Annotated in this window: 20 protein-coding genes; 3 read left to right on the top strand and 17 right to left on the bottom strand. The window is 45.3% G+C overall.

Translation table 11 applies throughout. From position 1 onward, the window contains the following. Positions 1-26: 26 nt before the first annotated feature. From rsmH to ABGV42_RS24220, 11 genes are all read right to left on the bottom strand, one after another. On the bottom strand, positions 27-977 hold the full coding sequence (gene rsmH, locus ABGV42_RS24270) for a 16S rRNA (cytosine(1402)-N(4))-methyltransferase RsmH (RefSeq protein ID WP_347384045.1): 951 nt from the start codon (positions 975-977) through the stop codon (positions 27-29). A gap of 18 nt (positions 978-995) precedes the next feature. Then, entirely contained in the window at positions 996-1433 is a 438-nt protein-coding gene (gene mraZ, locus ABGV42_RS24265) for a division/cell wall cluster transcriptional repressor MraZ (protein WP_347384482.1), read from the bottom strand. A 273-nt stretch (positions 1434-1706) separates the two neighbouring features. Continuing rightward, on the bottom strand, positions 1707-2972 hold the full coding sequence (locus ABGV42_RS24260) for an adenosylhomocysteinase (protein WP_347384044.1): 1266 nt from the start codon (positions 2970-2972) through the stop codon (positions 1707-1709). Positions 2973-3031: 59 nt separating this feature from the next. Continuing rightward, entirely contained in the window at positions 3032-4663 is a 1632-nt protein-coding gene (gene bshC, locus ABGV42_RS24255) for a bacillithiol biosynthesis cysteine-adding enzyme BshC (RefSeq protein WP_347384043.1), read from the bottom strand. A gap of 152 nt (positions 4664-4815) precedes the next feature. Continuing rightward, positions 4816-6585, bottom strand: a complete 1770-nt coding sequence (locus tag ABGV42_RS24250) for an ABC transporter ATP-binding protein (RefSeq protein WP_175397528.1) — start codon at positions 6583-6585, stop codon at positions 4816-4818. A 17-nt stretch (positions 6586-6602) separates the two neighbouring features. Then, the gene (locus ABGV42_RS24245; protein WP_371859956.1) at positions 6603-7484 is read right to left on the bottom strand and encodes an ABC transporter permease; all 882 of its coding nucleotides are present in this window, start codon (positions 7482-7484) and stop codon (positions 6603-6605) included. A 47-nt stretch (positions 7485-7531) separates the two neighbouring features. After that, entirely contained in the window at positions 7532-8464 is a 933-nt protein-coding gene (locus ABGV42_RS24240) for an ABC transporter permease (protein ID WP_095289949.1), read from the bottom strand. 189 nt (positions 8465-8653) lie between these two features. After that, positions 8654-10354, bottom strand: a complete 1701-nt coding sequence (locus tag ABGV42_RS24235; RefSeq protein ID WP_347384042.1) for a peptide ABC transporter substrate-binding protein — start codon at positions 10352-10354, stop codon at positions 8654-8656. 151 nt (positions 10355-10505) lie between these two features. After that, complete coding sequence (locus ABGV42_RS24230; RefSeq protein ID WP_347384041.1) at positions 10506-10880, bottom strand: DUF3397 domain-containing protein; 375 nt, start codon at positions 10878-10880, stop codon at positions 10506-10508. Continuing rightward, positions 10880-11842: a ketopantoate reductase family protein gene (locus ABGV42_RS24225; protein WP_347384040.1), complete on the bottom strand. Its 963-nt coding sequence runs from the start codon at positions 11840-11842 to the stop codon at positions 10880-10882. The genes ABGV42_RS24230 and ABGV42_RS24225 overlap by 1 nt, the downstream gene beginning before the upstream one ends. 142 nt (positions 11843-11984) lie before the next feature. Then, positions 11985-12635, bottom strand: coding sequence for an RsfA family transcriptional regulator (locus ABGV42_RS24220; RefSeq protein ID WP_347384039.1), 651 nt, complete (start codon positions 12633-12635; stop codon positions 11985-11987). Positions 12636-12949: 314 nt separating this feature from the next. Here ABGV42_RS24220 and ABGV42_RS24215 point away from each other — a divergent pair, with 314 nt between their 5' ends. Further along, complete coding sequence (locus ABGV42_RS24215; protein WP_095289941.1) at positions 12950-13186, top strand: DUF2626 domain-containing protein; 237 nt, start codon at positions 12950-12952, stop codon at positions 13184-13186. A gap of 197 nt (positions 13187-13383) precedes the next feature. Next, positions 13384-14463 carry a coiled-coil domain-containing protein gene (locus ABGV42_RS24210; RefSeq protein ID WP_347384038.1) on the top strand — a complete coding sequence of 360 codons (1080 nt, stop codon included), beginning with the start codon at positions 13384-13386 and terminating at the stop codon, positions 14461-14463. Here ABGV42_RS24210 and ABGV42_RS24205 read toward each other — a convergent pair. Next, positions 14455-15738, bottom strand: coding sequence for an extracellular solute-binding protein (locus ABGV42_RS24205; protein WP_347384037.1), 1284 nt, complete (start codon positions 15736-15738; stop codon positions 14455-14457). The genes ABGV42_RS24210 and ABGV42_RS24205 overlap by 9 nt on opposite strands. Positions 15739-15958: 220 nt before the next feature. Next, positions 15959-17293, bottom strand: coding sequence for a PhoH family protein (locus ABGV42_RS24200; RefSeq protein WP_347384036.1), 1335 nt, complete (start codon positions 17291-17293; stop codon positions 15959-15961). Positions 17294-17534: 241 nt separating this feature from the next. Between ABGV42_RS24200 and ABGV42_RS24195 the strand changes: the two genes are divergently transcribed. Continuing rightward, complete coding sequence (locus tag ABGV42_RS24195; protein ID WP_347384035.1) at positions 17535-18230, top strand: YhcN/YlaJ family sporulation lipoprotein; 696 nt, start codon at positions 17535-17537, stop codon at positions 18228-18230. Between the two features lie 7 nt (positions 18231-18237). Here ABGV42_RS24195 and ABGV42_RS24190 read toward each other — a convergent pair whose 3' ends face one another. The 4 genes from ABGV42_RS24190 to typA form a co-directional block, all read right to left on the bottom strand. Then, positions 18238-18690 (bottom strand): pyridoxamine 5'-phosphate oxidase family protein, encoded by a 453-nt coding sequence (locus ABGV42_RS24190; protein WP_347384034.1) that lies wholly within the window; start codon positions 18688-18690, stop codon positions 18238-18240. A gap of 92 nt (positions 18691-18782) precedes the next feature. Then, positions 18783-19844, bottom strand: coding sequence for an LCP family protein (locus tag ABGV42_RS24185; protein ID WP_347384033.1), 1062 nt, complete (start codon positions 19842-19844; stop codon positions 18783-18785). Between the two features lie 92 nt (positions 19845-19936). Next, a complete protein-coding gene (locus tag ABGV42_RS24180; RefSeq protein WP_175397516.1) occupies positions 19937-20233 on the bottom strand; it encodes a YlaH-like family protein in 297 nt (98 codons plus the stop codon). Positions 20234-20533: 300 nt separating this feature from the next. Then, positions 20534-22378 (bottom strand): translational GTPase TypA, encoded by a 1845-nt coding sequence (gene typA, locus ABGV42_RS24175; RefSeq protein WP_347384032.1) that lies wholly within the window; start codon positions 22376-22378, stop codon positions 20534-20536. Positions 22379-22436 lie beyond the last annotated feature (58 nt).

The following is a 22436-nucleotide window of genomic DNA, read 5'->3' as shown; positions in this document are numbered from 1 at the left end:
CAAAGACTCTCTCCTTCGCTCTTGGTTTACAGTTTCTCGGCTACGCGCAGCTTCGCTGAACGTGCACGGGAGTTCTCGGCCAGTTCCGTTTCCGTCGGAATCAGCGGTTTTCTGTTGACTAAACGCAATGTCCCCTTGCCGCCGCACACGCATAACGGAAAATCAGGCGGGCACGTACATTTCTCCAGATAACTGCTGAATATTTGTTTGCAAATCCGATCCTCAAGCGAGTGAAAGGTAATAACAGATACACGTCCACCTGGTGCCAGGCACCGAACCGCCTGATGCAATGCTTCCTCAAACGCGCCCAGCTCATCATTCACTGCAATCCGCAACGCCTGGAAACTGCGCTTCGCAGGATGTCCGCCTGTACGGCGAGCAGCAGCCGGGATGCCTTCCTTGATCAATTCCACTAACTCTCCTGTGGTCTCAATAACAGACTGGCTTCGTTTTTCCACAATGACGCGGGCAATTCTTCTTGAAAACTTTTCTTCACCGTAACGATATAAAATTCGGGCAATTTCCTCTTCAGGCCATTCGTTGACAATCTCTTTGGCTGTCAGAAGTGCATCCTGATCCATCCTCATGTCCAGCGGAGCATCGTGATTGTAACTAAATCCACGTTCTCCTTCATCGAATTGAGGTGATGACACGCCCAAATCGTACAAAATTCCCTCCACTTGCGGCACGCCATCCTTCATTGGGACATCCAGTTCTTTCAGAACCTGTTCCAGATCACGGAAATTCGTTTTCACAAGCGTGATACGATCTCCATACGAAGCAAGCTTCTCGCGTGCATTATCCAAAGCCCAATCATCCTGATCCAGTGCGATAAGCCTTCCCCCTGGACCGAGCTTGGAAGCAATGACGGAACTATGTCCTCCTCCACCTAAAGTGCAGTCCACGTATATACCGTCCTGCTTGATGTTTAATCCCTCTGTTGCCTCTTCTTTGAGTACGGTTATGTGGTGAAACAACCTGCACCCCTCCTGACTTTATAGATCAAAATTAAAATCGACCAGCTTTTCGGCAATGTCGTTGAATGCTTCCTCGGATTGATTGAAATAACTCTCCCATATGCCTTTGCTCCAGATCTCCACCCGGTTCGACACGCCAAGAACAACACAATCCTTGTCCAATTTGGCATACTCCCGTAAATTGCCCGGTAAATTTACCCTGCCCTGTTTGTCCAATTCACATTCGGTAGCACCCGAGAAAAAAAAGCGGGTAAACGCCCGTACATCCGACTTCATCAAAGGCAGTGCTTTGAGCTTCTGTTCCATGACCCCCCACTCCTCCATAGGGTACACGAAAAGACACTGGTCCAAACCCCGTGTGACAACGAAAGACGGTCCCAGAGATTCGCGGAATTTGGCCGGAATAATAACCCGACCTTTGTCATCAATGCTATGTTGGAACTCCCCCATAAACATTGGCCCACTCACTCCTCACCCGTTTCTCCCACTTTGCCCCACTTTCCACCACCTAAGCATAATAGATTCGCACTAAAAAATCAAAACCCTTCTTGCTTGCTTGATTTTTTTCAATTTGCTTCATAAGAAAAACGTCTTTGATCCTGTCGCTCAGGATCAAAGACGTTTCCCCGGTACCGGTTATTCTACTTACAACCGCATATGAGCCATATCATCAATACACTATTTTAAACCCTTTGAATCCGTTCATCAGCTTGTAATTATTGGATTGCCCTAAAACTTCCAGCTATCCAAATATTTTTCCTGTTCAGCAGACAAGGAATCAATCGAAATATTTAAGCTTTCCAGTTTGTAGCTGGCAACTTGCTGATCAATTTCATAAGGTACATTAACAACGGTTTTGCCCAATGCCTCGTAGTTCTCGCTAACATAACGCAAGCCCAAAGCCTGCAATGCAAATGTCGTGTCCATAATTTCGGCAGGATGGCCATCAGCTGCACCCAGATTCACAAGACGCCCTTCTGCAAGAAGGTACATTTTACGTCCATCTTTGAATCGATATTCTTCAATGTTGCGACGCACAGTGCGAATGGACTCTGAACGTTTGGCAAGTTCAGGTTTATTCACTTCCACATCAAAATGCCCCGCATTACTCAGAATTGCTCCGTCTTTCATTACGTCATAGTGTTCACCTGTGATGACGTCCTTGTTGCCGGTAACCGCGATGAAGAAATCGCCCAGTTTGGCTGCTTCTACCATCGTCATCACACGGAAACCATCCATATGCGCTTCAACCGCTTTGATGGGATCAATTTCTGTTACGATTACATTGGCGCCCAGCCCTTTGGCACGCATCGCCACACCTTTACCACACCAGCCGTATCCCGCTACAACCACATTTTTACCAGCTACCACTAGGTTGGTTGTACGGATGATGCCATCAAAAGCAGACTGACCTGTGCCATAACGGTTGTCGAACAGGTATTTGCAATATGCGTCATTAACCGCAACCATCGGAAACTGCAATTGTCCTTCTTTCGCCAAAGCTTTCAGACGGATAATACCTGTTGTCGTTTCCTCTGCACCTCCACGAATGGTAGCCGCAAGGTCTGGACGTTCGGAAGCAATAATGGTAGCGAAGTCGCCGCCGTCATCAATAATCAGATCAGGTTTAACTTCCAGTGCACGAAGCTGAAGCTGCTTGAACTCTTCTGGACCCGGATTGTACTTGGCATACACTGTAACGCCATCTTCCACAAGAGCCGCACATACATCATCCTGAGTTGACAGCGGATTACTGTGCGTAATGGTCACTTCCGCGCCGCCAGCCTGTATGACTTTTGCCAGGTAAGCTGTTTTAGCTTCAAGATGAAGGCAAATGGCAACCTTTAATCCTTTGAATGGCTGATCCTGCTCAAATTGGCGGCGAATCCGGTTTAATACAGGCATATGCGCTTCTACCCAGTCAATTTTCAAATGTCCTTCAGAAGCGAGTCCCATATCCTTAACAATACTGTTTTGCAGTGCAGGTGTAGTCATGCCCCATCCTCCTCTTTATCTGTTTCTTCTATTATAAGGGTCTGCTGCGAAGCACACAGTTACAGTTCAATCACTTGATGTTGACCCCGGAATTCACGTCCGCTCTCGATGAGCTCCTGAATCCACTTGGTTCCGTAACGGTTCAAGTAGAAGAGCACATTGTGGACTCGCTCCTGTGGTTTGTTCATAGGAAAGAGGGAGTTCTGTATGCCGTTCCAATGTCTGAGTCCGACCTCATGTTTATCTGTGATCGCCTTCTGTGTTTGCTTCTGCAGATATTGAATCTGTTCGTTGATTTTTCTCAAATTCGTCTCTCCGATCCGATCAAGCCCAGCGTGAATTTGCGCAAGTTGATCAAGCAGTGGACGATAAAACTCAGCAACTTTGTGCTGGACTTGCTCAAATTCCTTCTCGACCTGGAATGTTTCCTGTCCTGCGAGCCACTTCTCTCTTTTTTCTTCCATGTGGTATTGCACATCTTGGAAAGAGAGCTCGTACTGATTCATGTGCTTGTGATGGACATCCTCCAGAATGGTGAAGGACAACCTAGGCAGCAAGATGGGCATCTGCAGACCAAATTGGCGGAATGCGGTTCTGGTTAATCCCCAGTACGCAATCTCACCTTGTCCTAGTATCACCGCAGCTACAGGCAGTACAGAATCCTGCATTAACGGTCGGGTGAGTACATTATTACTGAATCGCTCGGGATGTTCCCTCAGCTCCTGAAGCAATCGTTCTTCCGTAAAAGACACTAGCCCTTTTCGATCAGTGTACAAACCATCCTTCAGGAACAGAAGTAACCGTGAACCATCATGGATGTAAAACAAATTTGCTCCGTCTTCAGCAACTTCTGCCGGCATGGGATAGCCCGCTTCCTGCACCACGGAAGCACCCTGCAAATAAGCTTCTCGCAATGAAGCATTCTCGCGAATCAATCGCTCAAACACAGGTTGCTCCAGTTCTCTCAATCCGGAATCTGCAGCATCCATAAGGACAAGTCCAGTACTGCCAAACAATGCTGACACCATTCTCGCAAAAGCCTCACTAAGATTCGAGCTGGACTGATGGATCGAGGTGAGCATCTGCATTAATCCTGGTTTATGTACAGTATCCGGCAGAAGATGCTCCACCTGCTCGATTACGTTCATCCACTGTGCTGTTTCAACCGTGACCCCGCTCACCGAATTTCGGCCATCGAATCGACCATGCAGTTTGACCTTGGTCATTTCACCGTTATGACCAGGCAGATAGGTGTGGTTCACTTCATCCCAGTCATGGTCCTCTCCAGCAATCCAAAATACGGGAACTACCGGGCGCTGAAGCTTGGCTTCAGCTTCACGGGCAGCCGCAACGACACTCGCAGCTTTGTAGATGACAAATAACGGCCCTGTCAACAAGCCGCTCTGCTGCCCACCTGTAACCACAAACGTACCTTCCTCAGCCAATCGTGCGATTGAATGATGTACGGCTTCGTGATCATTGAAACGTTTATTATATATACGTAAATACTCTACCAGGTTCTGACGATCCACACGTGTGTTCTCCGATTGGTCCAGCCACTCGGCACGCGCATGAAGTCCGGATTCCCAGTGAATGTCATACTCGTAAAGGCCCCGCGCAGCATCACGTGAGCAGATATAATCTTCTGCAAGTTGTGTTCCGCTGCGGAGTGCCTCGGTAATACCTTTCATGAGGTCTGCCTCCTATTCTGCTTCAAAGAGCCTTTCTTGATTGTACCGAACTACAGGCCACTTCGTCAAAAGAAAGTCACCAAAAAACTAAAAAACCGCCGAACAAGCCGGCGGTTTGATAACATCAATAAGTCCAAACGGAATATAATTCCTTAAACGTATGGTTCGGAAACCCAGTGACCTTTGGAGATTTCAATCAATTGAGCATTCTCCAGGTTATACGGATCGTTTACAGGACCACTTCCTGCATTTTGGATTGGACCAGACTGTTCGTCCGGCAGCAAAATGCGGCGTTTGTTTGCTTCCACTTCCGGATCAGGTACAGGAATAGCAGACAGCAATGTTTTGGTGTAAGGGTGAACCGGGTTGGAGTACAATTCCTCACTCTCTGCCAGCTCAACCACTTTACCCATGTACATAACAGCAACACGGTCACTGATATGCTTAACCATGGACAAGTCATGCGCAATGAAGAGGTAAGTCAAACCAAGGCGCTGTTGAAGCTCTTCGAGCAGCTTAACCACTTGAGCTTGGATGGATACATCAAGTGCAGACAAAGGCTCATCACAGATGATGAATTTAGGGTCCACAGCAAGTGCACGGGCAATACCGATCCGTTGTCTTTGACCACCGGAGAATTCATGCGGATAACGAAGCGCATGGCTCGGGTTCAAGCCTACGAGATCCAGCAATTCCTCTACACGTCTCTTCCGCTCTTTACCGCTGGAAGCCAGTCCGTGGATATCAAGCGATTCGCCGATAATATCCATAACGTTAAAACGTGGATTCAGTGAAGCATAAGGATCCTGGAAGATCATTTGCATGTCTTTACGCATTTCTTTCATTTTGCGTGGAGACAGCTTATAGATATCCGTTCCGTTAAAGTTAACATTTCCGCCTGTTGGCTCATAAAGGCGAAGAATCGTGCGTCCTGTTGTGGATTTACCACATCCGGATTCACCTACAACCCCAAGGGTTTCGCCTTCAAAAATATCAAAGCTGACATCATTAACCGCTTTGAGAATGTTTCCTTTACCCAAATTGAAGTATTGTTTCAGGTTCTTCACTTCAACTAGCGGCTTGTTGGCACCTTTGATAATACCAACCGGAGTAGGTTTTTCTTTCTTAGGCTCGTCCAAACGAGGCAAGGCGTTCAACAATTTGATCGTATATGGATGCTTAGGATTGCTGAAAATTTCAGCTGTCGTTCCCGTTTCCACAACTTCGCCTTCCTTCATCACGACAACCCGATCACACATACCGGCTACAACACCAAGGTCATGGGTAATGAGCATAATGGATGTTCCAAGCTTTTGCTGCATATCTTTCATAACGTCCAAGATTTGTGCCTGAATCGTTACGTCGAGTGCTGTTGTCGGCTCATCCGCAATCAGAAGGGATGGACGGCATGCCAGGGCAATGGCGATCATTGCACGCTGACGCATACCACCGGAAAATTGGTGCGGGTAGTGATTCATGCGGATTGCCGCATTTTTGATACCCACGAGCTCCAACATTTCCAGAGCGCGTTTCTCAGCTTCTTTTTTGGACATGTTTTGGTGTTTGCGAAGCACTTCGGTAATTTGTTTACCGACTTTAATTGTAGGATTCAATGAAGTCATTGGATCCTGGAAGATCATCCCGATATCTTTACCACGGATAGCTTCCATTTGTTTATCGGTTTTCCCAAGCAGGCTCTGCCCGTGAAAAGTAATCTCTCCACTTTTGACCTTCGAAGGCGGGGAGGGAATCAACTTCATGATGGTTTGGGCGGTAACACTCTTACCACTACCGGATTCACCAACAATCCCCAGCGTCTCTCCTTTGCCAAGTTCAAAACTTACATTTTTAACGGCATCAAATTCTCCAGAACGTGTTGTAAATGACACACTCAGGTCCTTGACTGTTAAGATTGGCTCCATAATCCCACCTCCTATTTCTATTTACGCAATTTCGGATCAAGTGCATCACGCAGACCGTCTCCGAGCAAGTTAAATGCAAGCATTGTAAGTACCATCAGACCTGCAGGGAACCACATCCGCCAAGGATACAGCGTCCAGCCTGTCAATGCGTCATTGATCATGGAACCCAGGGATGATTTCGGTGCAGATACACCCAGTCCGAGGAAGCTCAAGAACGCTTCAGCAAAGATGGCATTTGGAATAGATAGCGTCAGCGTTACGAGAATTGGTCCTACTGCATTCGGCAGCAAGTGACGGAACAATTGACGTCCTGTGCTTGCGCCCATGGACCGCGCTGCAAGAATAAAGTCTCTGTTTTTCAATTGCATAATCTCACCACGTACAATCCAGGACATGCTGATCCAGCCTGTGATCGTAAGGGCAATAATGATTGTCGTAAGACTTGGTTCCAAAACAACGAGCAACAAGATTACAACGAGCATGTACGGCAGGGAATAGAGAATCTCGGAGAACTTGTTCATGATTCCATCAACACGTCCACCGTAGAAGCCCATAATCGCTCCGTAGATTACCCCGATGACAAGGTCAATCAAGGCAGCGGCCAAACCTACAGTAAGGGATACACGCGCACCTACCCAGGTTCTTACCCATACATCGCGACCGAGCTCGTCCGTTCCGAACCAGTGCTCCGCACTTGGCGCTGCATTGGCGTTAAGCAAATCATTAGAATAATAATTATAACTTGTGAATAACGAAGTTGGACCAATCAAAGAGAAGATGACAACAAGAACCAGAATGCCCAAACTGATCATCGCGGCCTTGTTGGTTGCAAGTCTGTACATGGCGTCTTTCCATAACGATACACTTTCTTGCGATTTCACCGCTGCCTGACTATCCAGGGCAGTGTTCGCCGTTTCTTTATTGTTATTGTTCGTGCCAGACAACGTTATGCCCCCTTCCGGCTTTCCAGCTTAATTCTAGGATCAATCAGCACATATGCGATATCTGTAAGGAAACGTGCCAACATCAGGAGGATACCATAGAAAATCGTAATCCCCATGATCATTGTATAATCCCGGTTCGTGATACTCTCTACGAATACTTTACCAATTCCCCCGATGTTAAAGATTTGCTCAATAACTACGGAACCCGTGATGATGTTAGCCGTCATCGGACCCACATAAGTTACAACGGGAAGAATACCGTTACGAATAACGTGTTTAAACATGATTGCAGGCCATTTCAGACCTTTGGCTTTAGCTGTCTTGATATAATCCGCGTGCAGCACTTCGAGCATGCTGGAACGCGTCAAACGTGCGATAAAGGCAATCGGGGATGCAGACAATGCCGCAACCGGAAGTACATAGTCAAGCGGTCCGTCGAATCCCATAACGTTAAACCAGCCCAGTTTGAAGGCGAAAACGTATTGAAGCAGAGATGCGAGCAAGAAGCTCGGTACCGCGATACCAATTACCGCCAGGATCATCGTGACATCATCTATCAGCTTACGATGGTAAACTGCAGCGATTAGTCCTAACAACACCCCAACGACTACAGAGATCACGATCGCAAAGATCCCCAGTTTCAGAGATGCTGTAAACGTTTGAGTGATCATGTCGGTTACTTCTTGATTCAGGTATTTCATCGAAACACCAAAATCACCTTTGAGAATTCCACCCATATACTTCAGGTATTGTTCATACATCGGTTTGTCCAGCCCATACTTTTCTTCCAGTAGTGCCCGAATTTCAGGCGATACTTTTTTCTCGGATGTAAAAGGGTCACCCGGAATGGCCTTCATCAGGAAGAAGGTTGCTGATGCGAGTATGAAAAGCGATAGCAGCATAAATAGCAGTTTTTTCAGCACGTACTTAACCAACCCTTGCACACCTCCAAAAACAATATTTTGTATACAAATCGATTGTAGAATTAGACATGAATAAAGTCCAATCCATTTATCGGAAATTTCAAGAATTATAAGGAAAATCGGTGCACATACAAAAAAATCGGGATATATATGGAATTCCACATATATATCCCGAAGTAATCATATAGACTTCAGAACAACTTATTTCTCTTCCAGATATGCGCGAGTGAAGTCAATTGCTCCACTGAAATCAAGTTGTACGCCTTTCAGGTAAGGCTTAGTCAAAGATACGTTAGTGTAGTAGTAGATTGGCATTACAGCCATTTCGTCTTGAATCAGGACTTTCTCAGCATCAGCAAATGCAGCCATACGTGCAGCTGGATCAGCAGATTTCACAGTTTCTTTAACATCTTTGTCATACTGTTCGTTGCTGAATTTGGAGTCATTGTTTGTGTTACCAGTAGTCCACATTTCCAAGAAGTTGTATGGATCGTTGTAATCTGCAGACCAGCCTGCACGAGCTACTTGGAAGTTTTGGTTTTGACGGTTCTCAAGGAATACGCCCCACTCTTGGTTTTCCGTTTTCACGTCAACACCAAGGTTTTTCTTCCACATGTCAGCAACAGCAAGCGCGATTTTCGCGTGTGCATCACTAGTGTTGTAGATCAATGTAACAGCTGGCAATGTTGTGTATCCTTCTTCTTTCATACCTTCAGCAAGCAATGCTTTTGCTTCTTCAACATTTTCAGTGAAGTAGTCGTCTTTGTGCTCATCACGGAACTCGCCGTTTTCACCGCGGATACCTGGAGGTACAAAGCCGTAAGCTGGAACTTGTCCACCTTGTGTAACTTTGTCAACGATCAGTTGACGCTCGATCGCCATTGCAAAAGCTTTACGGATTTTAGCATTGTTGAATGGAGCTTCATTAACGTTGAACTGGTAGTAGTAAGTACTTGCAATACCAGTTGCTTTAAATTCATCCGGCAATTCCGCTTTTACAGAAGGAATTTGGTCCGTTGGGATCTCACCGTTAGGTGCACCAGTGTAGTCCAGTTGTCCAGACTTATAAGCTTGCAGTTCAGAAGCACTGCTGCTTGTCAGGGACATGTTGATTTCAGACAATTTGATGTCAGAAGCTGCATGGTAGCCTTCGTTTTTCTTAACTACGATTTTTTGACCTTTAGCGTATTGATCCATAGTGAATGGTCCGTTAACGATCATGTTTTTGTAATCAGTGAAGAATTTATCGTTTGTGTCAGCAGATTGGTGTACTGGGTAGTACGTGTAGAATGCTGTCAGACCCAAGAAGTAAGGTGTTGGGTTTTCCAACGTCACTTCGAGTGTGTGCTCATCAGTAGCTTTTACACCCACTTGGGAGAAATCTGTGATTTTAGTACCTTTGTATGTTTCGTCTTTGCTCAGGTTGAAGCCCTCAGCACCTTTGATGTAGTACAATTGGTAAGCGTACGGGGAAGCCGTTTCCGGTTTCAATGCACGTTCCCAAGAGCGAACGAAGTCTTCAGCAGTGATTGCATCACCGTTGCTCCATTTCGCATCCGGGTTCAGGTTGAACACATATTTCAAACCATCTTCGGAAATTGTCCAGTCTTTCGCAACGCCTGGTGCTTCTTTACCATTCTCATCGATACGTACAAGACCTTCGTACAAGAATTTCAGAACAGTGTTGGTTTGGCTGTCTTTTGCCTGAGCCGGGTCCAACGTAGGAGGTTCAGCTGTCAGGTTAATTTTCAGTACTTGATCTTTTGCGAGACCGCTTTCCTCGCCTGCAGAGCCAGTTCCCGTGTTACTTGTTGTGCCTTCATTTTTCGATCCGCACGCTGCAAGTACGGTACCGAACGCCAGAATCAGCGTCAAAAGGACTAATAGACTTTTCCTTTTCATCTAACACTTTCCCCCTAAATTGATGTGGTTTATGTTTATAGATTATACAACCACCGGTCAAAAAAATCTACATTACTTTTTCAGAAAGTAATGTTTTTTTCAGTTTTCGACAAAATCGACACATTTTTTAGCTGTTTTACGTTATGTAACCTCACATCTGTTTCATTAAGTATCTAAATAAGCCAAATATAGTAAACAAGACATACCCAAAACTCATCAAAACAAAGGCCATGCGCCAAACGGCCCGGAACATTCGACCCCCATCGACCTTTCCTTTCAGTCTGTTTTGAGCTCCTCCAATCAATCCAAGTGCAATTAGTATGAGTATCAGTGTTAAATAAAATCCAAAATTCGTATCGAATGTTAAGTTGAATAACGCCGAAACAGAGAAAATCAGAAATACCGTGGTGACATCCATTGCGGTGCGAAGTGAAGCTCGTTTATCCTTTTTCCATCCATACATAGCCCAGTACACAATAAGAAACGGAAAAAACGGCAGTATGCTCAGCACAATAAAAAAACCCATCAACTCACTCCTTCCGGCCTAATTCCTTCGATCAGATAAAGCATTAATTCATGTTGCGGAGCAGTCAGCCCACACCGATGGGCCATGCGTACCATTTGCCCACTGATGGATTCCACTTCGGTACGCCGTCCTTGCACAACATCTGCGAGCATCGAGGACGTATTCGAAGCCGTCGATCGACAAACGGACAAAATTTCTTCCCACATGTCGATATCCAACATGATTTCATTCGCCTTGTAAATAGCCACAGCTTCATCGTATAAATGGCGCATAACCTTTACGCGATAATCATTCTGAAGCAATTCTCCGTTGGGTATTCTCCATATCGCGGTGAGCGGATTAATGACGGCATTGATCAGAAGCTTCCTATATATCAGCTTATCGATTTGATTCGACGCTGTACAGTTAAATCCTGCCTGCTGCAGTCGTGCTTGGAGGCTAAGGTCTTGCAGATTCGCTGTGGTGTCTTCTTCTATTGCTCTAGTACGTACATCTCTACCAAACCAGGTTTGTCCCTCACCAGCCCGTATAACCCCGTTCTCCGCCCTCTTGGCACCTTCGGTAGTTACTGCGCGGTATACACGGGACAACGGCAAAGCAGCCTGAAGCTTCTCTATATGGCCCATCCCGTTCTGGAAACAGACAATATTAAGGATATATTCTTTCATCGTATCCATGTTATGAATAACATCATCTATACTTGTCTGCTTAACCATGAGGAAAAGCCAGTCTCCAGGCTGATGATGCCAGTGAGCAGATAATTCGGATATCGGATAAGCCTCAACATATTCGGGAAGCAGCTTAGTCTTCTCCCCTTGCTCTGTTATCGTTAGTCCGTGCAAACGCAGTTCTTCCGCTTGTTCTGACGTCCTTGTCCATAACCGCACAGCATTACCTGCAGCCTGAAGCTTCCCTCCATATAAGAGGCCAAGTGAGCCTGCTCCTACAACGTCGATTACCATGGGACATCCCTCTTCCAGTCTCAATAATTACTTCTATATATAATAGAACAAATACTTCAAACAAAAAACCCGTCTTACCTGCCGTTTGTAACGGAGATGTGACGGGTCTGATCAAATATCGCCATTCTTACAACTTGATCCGTTATTCAATTCGTTCCAGATTGCCGTTGGCATCCATTTTGAAACGGGTTTTCAGTTCCTCTTCTTCTTCAGCCAGAAAAGCAAGCCTGCGCGCACGATCCATGATCTGAATCAATGCTTTGTAATCATCGTTTACTACACGGTAATCGGTTTGCACTTCATTTACTTCTTTGGATAAACGGTCATTCTCACAACGAAGTTCGTGGAGTTCATCTTCTTTTTCACGAAGCTCCTTCTCAAGCATTTTGAGTTGACGACCATTTTCCTGAACCGTACCTTTCCATTGGCGCAAAAAGCGAATTACCGCATCAATGGACAGGGAGTCTTCTGAAACTCCATCAGTCTTATACAGGTTTTCTTCCGTATCAAGCGTTGACAAAGCTGCGACCTGTGGTCCAAGCAAAGCTGGCTGTTTCCGGAGATAACTTCTCTTTTGACGTTGTGCCTTCGCATTGCTGATGGCAGACTCATACTTTTTACGCACACAGCTGTTCCAGCGAAAACCGCAAGCGGCAGAAGTTCTGCCTATTTTTTCGCCAACTTCCTCGAATGCCGCGAGTTGTGTGCTGCCTTCCCGAATATGCCGCAAAGTAACCTCAGCCAAGATCAAATCGTCCTCTGTACTCCAAGCATCCTGTCTCACTGCAGTCATGCTATAATACCCTCCTAACAACATCCTAAAATAACCGTCCTCATTACCGGTTTCCCGGTTTGTGAATTAGGTATAAAAGCTGCTTCATTCATTCTTATGCCTCTCATAGAGTTCATAGAATTGATTTCATACTAAAATGTATGTCCATATTTGCGAGCACTCATACCTTACATATGGAAAAGATGGCCTATTCACATACTGATCTGCTAAAAAAAGAATTCGCTTTCATATCCAATTCTGTTTACACCTTTTTCCTTTCCCGGTATAATGTTGTGTAGACAATCTATGATCGTACATAGAGAGGAGGACTAACCGTGGCACGCATGTTTCGGGTACTCGGGTTCTTCACGCTAACGATTGGCCTGATGGCTTTTGCGGGAGATCTGGTCGAGATGGCTTTGCTTTTTTTCCTGCAGACTGCGTTTTTCGTCATTTTGGGGTATCTAAAATTTACCGAAAGAACGTACATATTGCTCTTCTGGGGTTATATGATCGTTACCTTCACAGGGTTCAGCTACTGGACCGTGTTCCAAATGGGGTTGCCGCTTTAATCCGCCAACAGCATCAAAGCGATTCGGCCATAAGCCGTTTCGCTTTTTTGTTTTTCCTTTATAGGTCCATCTGATAACGGATTGTTTTCACTGTTATGTAACCACTAAGGATATTTCAAGATTTCATTTCATATATTGTCTGGAAGACAGAAGCCTGTACAATGGATATTGTACTTAGAGGAAAGGAGAATGATACGGTGAACCGTCGATATAGCATTTGCGCCCTATTCATCTGCACACTACTATTTGTCCAGTTCACATCGGCATATGCCTATGGAGAACCTTCACCCGAGGAAACACGTGGAATTTTGCAAAAGAGTCTGTCCATCGTGGAAATCGATCATGAGATTGAACGTATCGCCGTTAGGCAAAAGGAACTCGATCAACAACAGGAAGAGTTGAAAGTTCAGCTCCAGGAACAGGAAGATCAAATACATATCCAGCAAGATCGGGCAGGTGCTGTGGTCAGATCGTATTACACGGGAGAACGAGACAGCCTTCTCATGACGGTCCTTGGGGCCAGATCGTTCAAAGACTTGTTTATCCTATATGACTATTACCAAATTATTATTGGCAGAGACCAAGCAGTCCTAAGCAAATATCAGGATCGATACCGCAGTATGCAGGAGACCTCAACAAAAATAAGCCAGACCACGGCTGAACTGGACGAATTAAAAAACAATTTGGAAAATCAGCGGGAGCGTGTGCTCGCATTGCAGAAGGAAGTTGATGGACAGGTTTCGGCAAGTGGAAATCCGGCAGCCATCCAAAAGTTAATGGATGAATTGACGATTTATTGGGAGAATGTTGGCATTTATGAGGTCAAACGTTATTTCAGAGCACTGGCAAATGCGATGCAAAATCTCCCTGAGTTTATTCAAGAGCAGAATGGTGGAATTTCCACGACCGGAACAGCTTATACCATTCGCATTGGACAAGAGGATCTAAATCAATTCCTGCGTGAACAGAACCCGATATTCGAAGATTTTGCCTTTCAGTTTGATGAGGAACGAATTACAGCTTCCGGACAACGTGATCAGTTACAGCTCAGCATTGAAGGTCATTACACGGTAGAAAATGAACCTCAAAATTCTATCCGTTTTCATGTAGATAAACTTGTTTTCAACCAGTTGGAACTACCGGATACGACAAGACGAATGCTTGAGAAGGAGTTTGATCTTGGATTCTACCCCCAGAAAATTCTGTCCTTCGTGAAAGCTACTGATGTATCGACAAGCAAAGGGATGCTTGAAGTTAAACTTGCCATATCATTTTGATGATTGATGTATATTCAAAATGCCATTCACATACTGATTCGCAGAAATCTCCCCTTGAAGAAACTGCTGAACTTTCTTTTGGTATGGTGATAAGTGCCCTTGGTCTTCTAACACACCCTTTTCAGATGTTTTGGACGTAAACCATTCCTGACCATGACCACTCATTATTTGCCCTTCGACTGATAGCTTTTGGGACTCTACGTTCAACTGCTGCTGTTGGGCGGGCAAATGATGAGCTTGCTGGTACCAGTCCGATTGCACTGAAGCGGAAGTCATGCCTTCAATCCATCGACTCGCCTGCTCTGCTTCATGTGAACCGGAAGTTATCACGAAACTTCTGGATGTTGCAGGTGCCAGGGGTTTAAACATGATCCGATTGGGTAGACGATCCTCAGTTAATGACGGTTTACCCTTCACCAGTTGGGAAAACGGTGTCACAACCATTAACGCTTCTTCCTGCATGTCTTTATCTGCGAAACCCGGGTCGGCATCTTTGGCAAGGATATGCGGCTGAACCCGATTGAGCACCTGCAGCGCCTGTTCATATCCCCCGGCTGTATACGACTCTGATGCATTTCTTAACGTACTCGGAGCGACTCCAGACCCAAACTCATTTAACCATGCATCTGCTGCGTAAGAATCATTGATATTAATCGCAAGCAATTTCTGTGTCTTATTCTCCACTAGATTAATAAGCCTAGTCCACTCATCCAGGTTATCTGGTAACCTTTCCAAGCCAGCTTCAGCAACCGAGTTGGATCTAGATGCAAGAACGTAGGGGTCAAAGTCAAATGGCATCCCCCATTGGTAACCATTCCACTCTGTTTTTTCCCGTAAATGAGATATCGAGTCACCGAGTGCCTTCGACAGCGTTGTTGCATTCAAAGGATACAGATGACCTCTTTTGGCATACCCCTGAATGTCACCACTATCAAGCAGGAGGATGTCCCCGCTGTCCCCCACAGCCAGCTCGTCATCCAGCACTTTTTTATATGTATCCGTTTCCAGATTCCGTAGATTGATCTCCACCATCCGCGCGGCCGCTACTTGTTTTGCGATTGTAGAGAACACCTGAAACTCGCCTTCAGACATTGAAACAACAATCTCAACCGGGACCTGTTGATTCTCATTACGTGATACAGCATTGGGAAATGTATCATTCTCCTGATCTTGATCTTGGTTCTGTGGTACCCCTCTAAAATCAAAGCTCGGAGACAGAATCGTCAAAGAAAGCAGTAGAACTGCAAATAAAACAACCTGATGTCTACGCTTCATTAACTCTCCTCCTCACTCCCTATATTTTTCCTGTAAAGTTTATTGTAACAAATAAGTAGTACTCCTGTCCTATCCTGCCAAAAAACATATTTTTGAGATTTTGCATACTACGAGAATACCCAGTTCTGTGTAATAACTCTTTTTAAATTTTTCAGTCAAAAGACCGGCTCCAGTGAGCCGGTCTTTTCTTTATTTTCCCGGGAAATATATCCACTTAAACTTATAACAAATCCGCCGCCAATTGAGCCAGTTTGGAGCGTTCTCCTTTTTCAAGCATAATATGTCCACTAATGCCCTCTTGTTTGAATCGTTCCACAACATAAGTTAGGCCATTGCTCGCGGAATCCAGATATGGATGATCAATTTGTTCAGGGTCACCCATCAGTATAATTTTACTGCCTTCACCTACCCGCGAAACGATGGTTTTCACTTCATGACGGGATAAGTTCTGGGCTTCATCTACAATAATAAATTGACCAGGTATGGAACGTCCGCGAATATACGTTAATGCTTCCACCTGGATACTGCCAAGCCCCATCAAAATCTTATCGATATCTCCTGCTTTTTTTGTATCAAACAGAAACTCCAGATTATCATATATAGGCTGCATCCAGGGTCTCAGCTTCTCTTCCTTTTCCCCTGGCAGATAACCGATATCCTTACCCATGGGAACGACTGGCCTCGCAATCAACAACTTTTTATATTTATGGTCGTCCTCCACCTTAAGAAGGCCTGCCGCAAGAGCCAGCAAAGTTTTTCCTGTACCGGCTTTTCCAGTAATGGTGACGAGTGGAATATCATCGTTCAGAAGCAATTCCAGCGCCATTCGCTGCTGTGCATTTCGAGCACTAATACCCCATACATTGTCATTGCTTAGGAACAGCGGCTCAAGTTTGGTTCCTTCTGTGTTTACCTTGAGCAGCGCTGATTTATTGGTGCCCATCTCATCCTTAAGAATCACAAATTCATTCGGATACAGCTTATAGGACAGCTGTAATGGTTTAATCGGCAGAAAACGATATGTGTAAAACTCATCGATTACCGACGGGTGAACTTTCAAGGCCGTGTAGCCTGGATATAGTTCACTGAGCCCTGCTGTCCGATCGGACAGGTAATCCTGAGTGAACAGACCGAGTACATCTGCTTTGATACGAACTAATACATCTTTACTAACCAATACGACCTGCCGTTCCACAACCTCTTTCTCATTTTCCTCAATTTGATAATTCAGGGCAACCGCCAGAATACGATTATCATTGGTGATTTCACCGAACATTTCTTGCACCTTTACAAAGCTACGATGATTCAGCTCCACCTTCAGGTTACCTCCATTGGCCAGAGGAACGCCACTATGCAGGTGACCCAGCTCACGCAGACCATCAAGCAATCTCGATACATTTCGGGCATTGCGGCCAATCTCATCAGCATTTCTTTTTTTGGAGTCAATTTCCTCCAGTACAACCGCGGGAATGATTACCTCATGTTCCTCGAAGGCAAAAATGGCATTGGGGTCATGCAGAAGCACGTTGGTATCCAATACAAAAATCTTTTTCATTCAATCCCCTCCAAAGCGGCGTCGTTAAAGGCATGGTTTGGAACGTGAACTCGGGAATGCCGGATCAGATCATAGGTTTTCCATGCACAAGCAGTCCCTTTTTTCCATTCCCAAGTTCATCTGTGATCGTGTGATCTTTCAGCAGCGGCATGGACAATCATGCTCCCATACATAAATGTATTCGTCTAGGACAAAATAATTGTCAACCATTCTGAAAAACTCCAAGAAAGGATGAACATTTATGAAATATTGGGTTTGCACGCTGCTTCTGATCTTTATACTTACAGGTTGCAACAGCACTTCACGCAATGCCTCCCAAGAGCAGCAAGGTACTCATGCGAGGGGTTACGGAGGAAATGTCACAACACGGCAAGATCAACAAAACGGATCCCACATGCTCTATACAGAGGATGACCGAATGAATCCTTCACGCCTTGACCGTTTCAATGAAAATACGGGTGAAGTTCATGAACTGAACGTTGCTGATGATAACCAGACAGGCCGGATGACCAATGAAAATCGAATTACCCATCTCAAGGCACTTGCCAAGCAAGTGGAAGGTGTCAAAGACGCCAATTGCGTCATTCTCGGAAATACGGCGGTCGTAGGCATTGATGTAGATGGCGAATTGGAACGCGCTCGCGTTGGAACGATTAAATACTCGGTTGCAGAAGCTCTGCGCAAAGATCCAGAAGGTATTGATTCTATTGTAACCGCTGATGCGGATGTTACCGAACGAATCCGGGAGATTGGAGAGCATATCCGCCAAGGACATCCCATATCTGGTTTTGCTTCTGAACTAGCTGACATGGTCGGACGGATTATTCCACAGCTCCCGAAAGACGTCAAAGTCCGTCAAAATCCAGATGAGCAGGCTCCTGAAGAACAGCAAATGCAGCAGCATACCACGGACAAAAAGCAACAAAAAGCCCAGTGATTTCTCACTAGGCTTTTTTCATGGCAGCAAAAACCTGCTCATCTAATTTTTCAGCAGCACGCTGATCGTATATTTTGACATATTGAGGCATAGAAGATAGCTGGGCTCCATAAAACAGGGCATTTCTGACCGCTTCAATGGAAATGTCGAAACAGCACATTTTAAAGGGGACATCTTGCAATGGATCCTGTCGAACGGAAGCGCGTCCATTGATGGCATAGACCGTTTCTTCTCCAAATACCGTAACGGTAATCAACGGATTTTGTTTCATATTGTTCACAAGACGTGAACGATGATCCAAAGCAACCCGAAGTGTGGATGCATTCTCCGCATAGATCCAGGAGATTGCCGTGGATGTCGGGCCTCCAGATTCAATGTCTACCGTATTCAGGAGTACAAACGTCTCGTTCTTGAATTGCTGCAAAAGAGATTCAGTCAATTGTGTGACGGCTTCGGACATTAAACCAGCCCTCCCTAACCTTCTTTATGCAATTCTTGATACTATGATTGATGTTATTATAACATACCCGGAAACATGCTTCCAATCCCCAGCTACTCCGCCGCCGGAGTAGCTGTTACTTTGCCAGAGAGCGTATCCTGCAATGCTTGCTTTGCATTGGCCAGCTCCGTCTCATTCACATAGACATAAGGACTTCTCCAGTCCCCGGTCACAGGCGTATAGTGCACATCCGATTTGGAAATGTTCCAATACGTAGAAATAAAGTTTTTCATCTGTTCGGATTCCACGTCTGTTGTCATATTGTCATCAACCGCACCAATCACTTTACTGATCTTCGTCACACCACCAAGTGATTTCATCTGATCCAGCATGGAGTTCAGCACCTGGTTTTGACGCTTGTTACGGTCAAAGTCATTGGATTCGGCTGTTTTGGGATCACAGTTGGATTTGCGGTAACGCACAAAATCGAGCGCTTGCTTGCCATCCAGATGCTGGTCACCCGCAACTAGATTAATATCTGTATTGTCGGCCGTATCCCTATAGCACATATTTTTGTCGACCGTCACATCCACACCGCCCACAGCATCAACGACATCGCGGAATGCCTGGAAGTTAAGCACGGTTGTGTAATTGATATCGACGTCAAAATATTTGCCCATCATTTCTTTCATTTGATCCTCAGCATTCTTACCCGAGGTCTTCTCCTGGGCTTTAAACTTAGGATAATATGAATTCAGTTTGTTCGCCTTGTATCCTTCAAGTTCAATCCGCGTATCCCGAGGCAAGGAAACTATTGTGGCCGTTTTGGTATCCGGATTCATGGCTGCTACCATGACAACATCGGATAGATACGTTCCAGTTTCAGGACGGTTGTCTGTACCCAACAGAAGCATGGTAATGGGCTTCGTCTTGGCCGACATCCCTGGAGGCACTGGTTTATCAATGCCAGTGTCCGCCACCTGATTGTATACCCAGTAGAGATATCCCCCACCTACAATAATGGCAATCACCAACAGGCTCAGAACGAATTTGGCAAAAGTACGCATCCGTTTTTTCTTTTTGGGTGGTTTACCTTTACTGTTGTTAGACCCTGAAGCTCCGGATTTGGCTGGTGCCTGTCTACGCGGAGGCAGTCCGTTCGAATTCGAGTTCATATCTTCAACACCTTTATCACATCTGTTTTTTGTCTAAATAAAAGACAACCGCTTTCCCGAAGGAAAACGGATGGTCTATACAGAGACAGATTTTATGAGTTTCTGGCGGCAGCTTCCGCCTTTTTCTTTTGACGACCTTCGATGAAATAGCGCACTCGCACTAACAGCATCAGACCGACGGCTACCAACAAGCATTGAATAATCGGGAGCTTGTCGATCTGAAAAATAAGAAGCATGAATGTGCCCATCGCCATCAATAGATAAAGAAAGATTTCCTTAACGAGCGGCAATTTCTGACGTACCCGAAACACCTTATTATATACGTAAGTAATTAGCACAAAGATGACGATGTAGGCTACGATCGGGTTTGATGCGAACCATGCTTGCATGCACAGTCAGCTCCTTTCGTTGTTCATGCTAGATATAAGTTAAATGGTTGAGGGACACTACTTCCGAATCAGATTATATAGACGCGAAATTGACCGTTCCGGTTTCGGATCGTTCTTTCGATCGCTGTTGTCTCCAAATTTTCTTGAACACCTCTTCGAGGGTTAAAATTCAGAGACAAAGGCGAACGCTTCGCTTCTACAGAATCGATTCCGATCCCTACACTACTTTAGCGGGTTAAAAATCTTCGTTCGGCTGTGTACCCTCAAACGTTAACTTATATAGTTTTATTTTTGTTGCTATTAGGATTTTGTAGCCATTTTGCGTTGTTTTTCTGCACGCTCACGCTCGGATTTGTTCAGGATCTTCTTACGAAGACGAATAGATTTCGGTGTAATCTCACAATATTCATCATCATTCAGATATTCAAGCGCCTGTTCCAACGAGAAGATAATCGGCGTTTTAATTTTAACCGTATCATCTTTACCTGAAGAACGAACGTTAGTCAGTTGTTTTTCTTTGCAGATGTTGACAACGATGTCATTGTCTCGTGTATGCTCACCAACGATCATACCCTCGTAAATTTCTGTTCCAGGCTCAAGGAAGAGCGTACCACGATCCTCAACACCCATCATTCCATAGAACGTTGACGTACCTGTTTCAGTTGAAATCAGTACACCTTGGTGACGTCCACCCACTTGACCGGATACTACTGGAGCGTAGCTGTCAAATGCATGGTTCATTACGCCATAACCACGAGTCAATGTCAGGAAGTTGGTGCTGTATCCAATCAGACCACGTGCAGGAATCAGGAACTCCAGACGTACTTGACCGCTACCCGTGTTGACCATGTTAACCATCTCTGCTTTACGTGCGCCCAGGCTTTCCATTACGGAACCCATGCTTTCTTCAGGGATATCAATCAACAAGCGCTCAAGAGGTTCCATTTTCTTACCGTCAACTTCTTTGACGATAACTTCTGGTTTGGATACCTGAAGCTCATATCCTTCACGACGCATATTTTCAATCAGGATACCGAGGTGAAGCTCACCGCGTCCGGAAACGATAAATGCATCTGGGCTCTCTGTTTCTTCAACACGAAGGGATACGTCAGTTTCCAATTCTTTCAACAAACGCTCGCGCAGTTTACGGGAAGTTACCCATTTACCTTCACGACCTGCGAATGGACTGTTGTTTACGAGGAATGTCATTTGCAGTGTTGGCTCATCAATTTTCAGAACCGGCAAAGCTTCAGGGTTGTTCGGGTCAGCAATCGTTTCACCGATGTTGATATCCTTAATACCCGCGATCGCAACGATGTCACCTGCGCCAGCTTCCTCTGTCTCAACACGTTTCAGACCTTGGAAACCAAACAGTTTCTCGATACGAGCTGTTTTGCTTTTGCCATCACGCATAATAACAGTAACGGATTGGCCTTGACGAATCACACCGCGGTTTACACGACCGATAGCGATACGTCCGAGGTATTCATTGTAGTCCATCAGCGTAACGAGGAATTGCAGTGGCTCTTCAACGTTCTCTGTTGGATGAGGGATATGACTTACGATGGTATCGTAGATCGCCATCATGTTGTCATCTTGTTTGGCAGGATCGTCTTCCATGCTGGATGTTCCGTTCAATGCGGAAGCATATACGACAGGGAATTCAAGTTGTTGATCGCTGGCACCCAGTTCGATGAACAGGTCAAGTACTTCATCAATAACCTCAGCCGGACGAGCCGCTGGACGGTCAATTTTGTTTACAATAACGATTGGAGTCAGGTTGTGCTCCAGTGCTTTACGAAGTACGAACTTCGTTTGTGGCATACAGCCCTCATAAGCATCAACAACGAGCAATACGCCGTCAACCATTTTCATGATACGTTCTACTTCACCACCGAAGTCGGCGTGTCCTGGTGTATCTACAATGTTGATCAGGTAATCTTTATAAGTTATAGCCGTGTTTTTGGCCAAAATCGTAATACCGCGTTCACGCTCCAAATCGTTGGAGTCCATTGCGCGCTCCTGTACCGTTTCGTGATCACGGAAAGTACCGGATTGCTGGAGCAACTTGTCGACTAGCGTTGTTTTCCCGTGGTCGACGTGGGCAATAATCGCAATATTGCGAATGTGTTCTCTTGAATGCATGGTTTGTATCCATATCCTTTCCAATTTCAATTCTTATCTACTAAACTTCCCGCTTTTT

It is taken from the genome of Paenibacillus pabuli (genome assembly GCF_039831995.1).
In the GTDB taxonomy this organism is placed as follows: Bacteria; Bacillota; Bacilli; order Paenibacillales; family Paenibacillaceae; genus Paenibacillus; species Paenibacillus pabuli_C.
Note: the sequence above shows the minus strand (reverse complement) of the source record. Positions and strands in the feature narration are given on the sequence as shown.

Coding starts and splice junctions, on each gene's coding strand:
- bshC (WP_347384043.1), bottom strand. CDS start 4,663: ATGAAAGGTATTACCGAGGCACTCCGCAGCGGAACACAACTTGCAGAA.
- ABGV42_RS24185 (WP_347384033.1), bottom strand. CDS start 19,844: ATGAACTCGAATTCGAACGGACTGCCTCCGCGTAGACAGGCACCAGCC.
- ABGV42_RS24220 (WP_347384039.1), bottom strand. CDS start 12,635: ATGACTGCAGTGAGACAGGATGCTTGGAGTACAGAGGACGATTTGATC.
- ABGV42_RS24225 (WP_347384040.1), bottom strand. CDS start 11,842: ATGGTAATCGACGTTGTAGGAGCAGGCTCACTTGGCCTCTTATATGGA.
- ABGV42_RS24190 (WP_347384034.1), bottom strand. CDS start 18,690: ATGTCCGAAGCCGTCACACAATTGACTGAATCTCTTTTGCAGCAATTC.
- ABGV42_RS24260 (WP_347384044.1), bottom strand. CDS start 2,972: ATGACTACACCTGCACTGCAAAACAGTATTGTTAAGGATATGGGACTC.
- ABGV42_RS24250 (WP_175397528.1), bottom strand. CDS start 6,585: ATGGAGCCAATCTTAACAGTCAAGGACCTGAGTGTGTCATTTACAACA.
- ABGV42_RS24230 (WP_347384041.1), bottom strand. CDS start 10,880: ATGGGTTTTTTTATTGTGCTGAGCATACTGCCGTTTTTTCCGTTTCTT.
- ABGV42_RS24205 (WP_347384037.1), bottom strand. CDS start 15,738: ATGAAGCGTAGACATCAGGTTGTTTTATTTGCAGTTCTACTGCTTTCT.
- ABGV42_RS24180 (WP_175397516.1), bottom strand. CDS start 20,233: ATGCAAGCATGGTTCGCATCAAACCCGATCGTAGCCTACATCGTCATC.
- ABGV42_RS24195 (WP_347384035.1), top strand. CDS start 17,535: ATGAAATATTGGGTTTGCACGCTGCTTCTGATCTTTATACTTACAGGT.
- ABGV42_RS24235 (WP_347384042.1), bottom strand. CDS start 10,354: ATGAAAAGGAAAAGTCTATTAGTCCTTTTGACGCTGATTCTGGCGTTC.
- ABGV42_RS24200 (WP_347384036.1), bottom strand. CDS start 17,293: ATGAAAAAGATTTTTGTATTGGATACCAACGTGCTTCTGCATGACCCC.
- typA (WP_347384032.1), bottom strand. CDS start 22,378: ATGCATTCAAGAGAACACATTCGCAATATTGCGATTATTGCCCACGTC.
- mraZ (WP_347384482.1), bottom strand. CDS start 1,433: ATGTTTATGGGGGAGTTCCAACATAGCATTGATGACAAAGGTCGGGTT.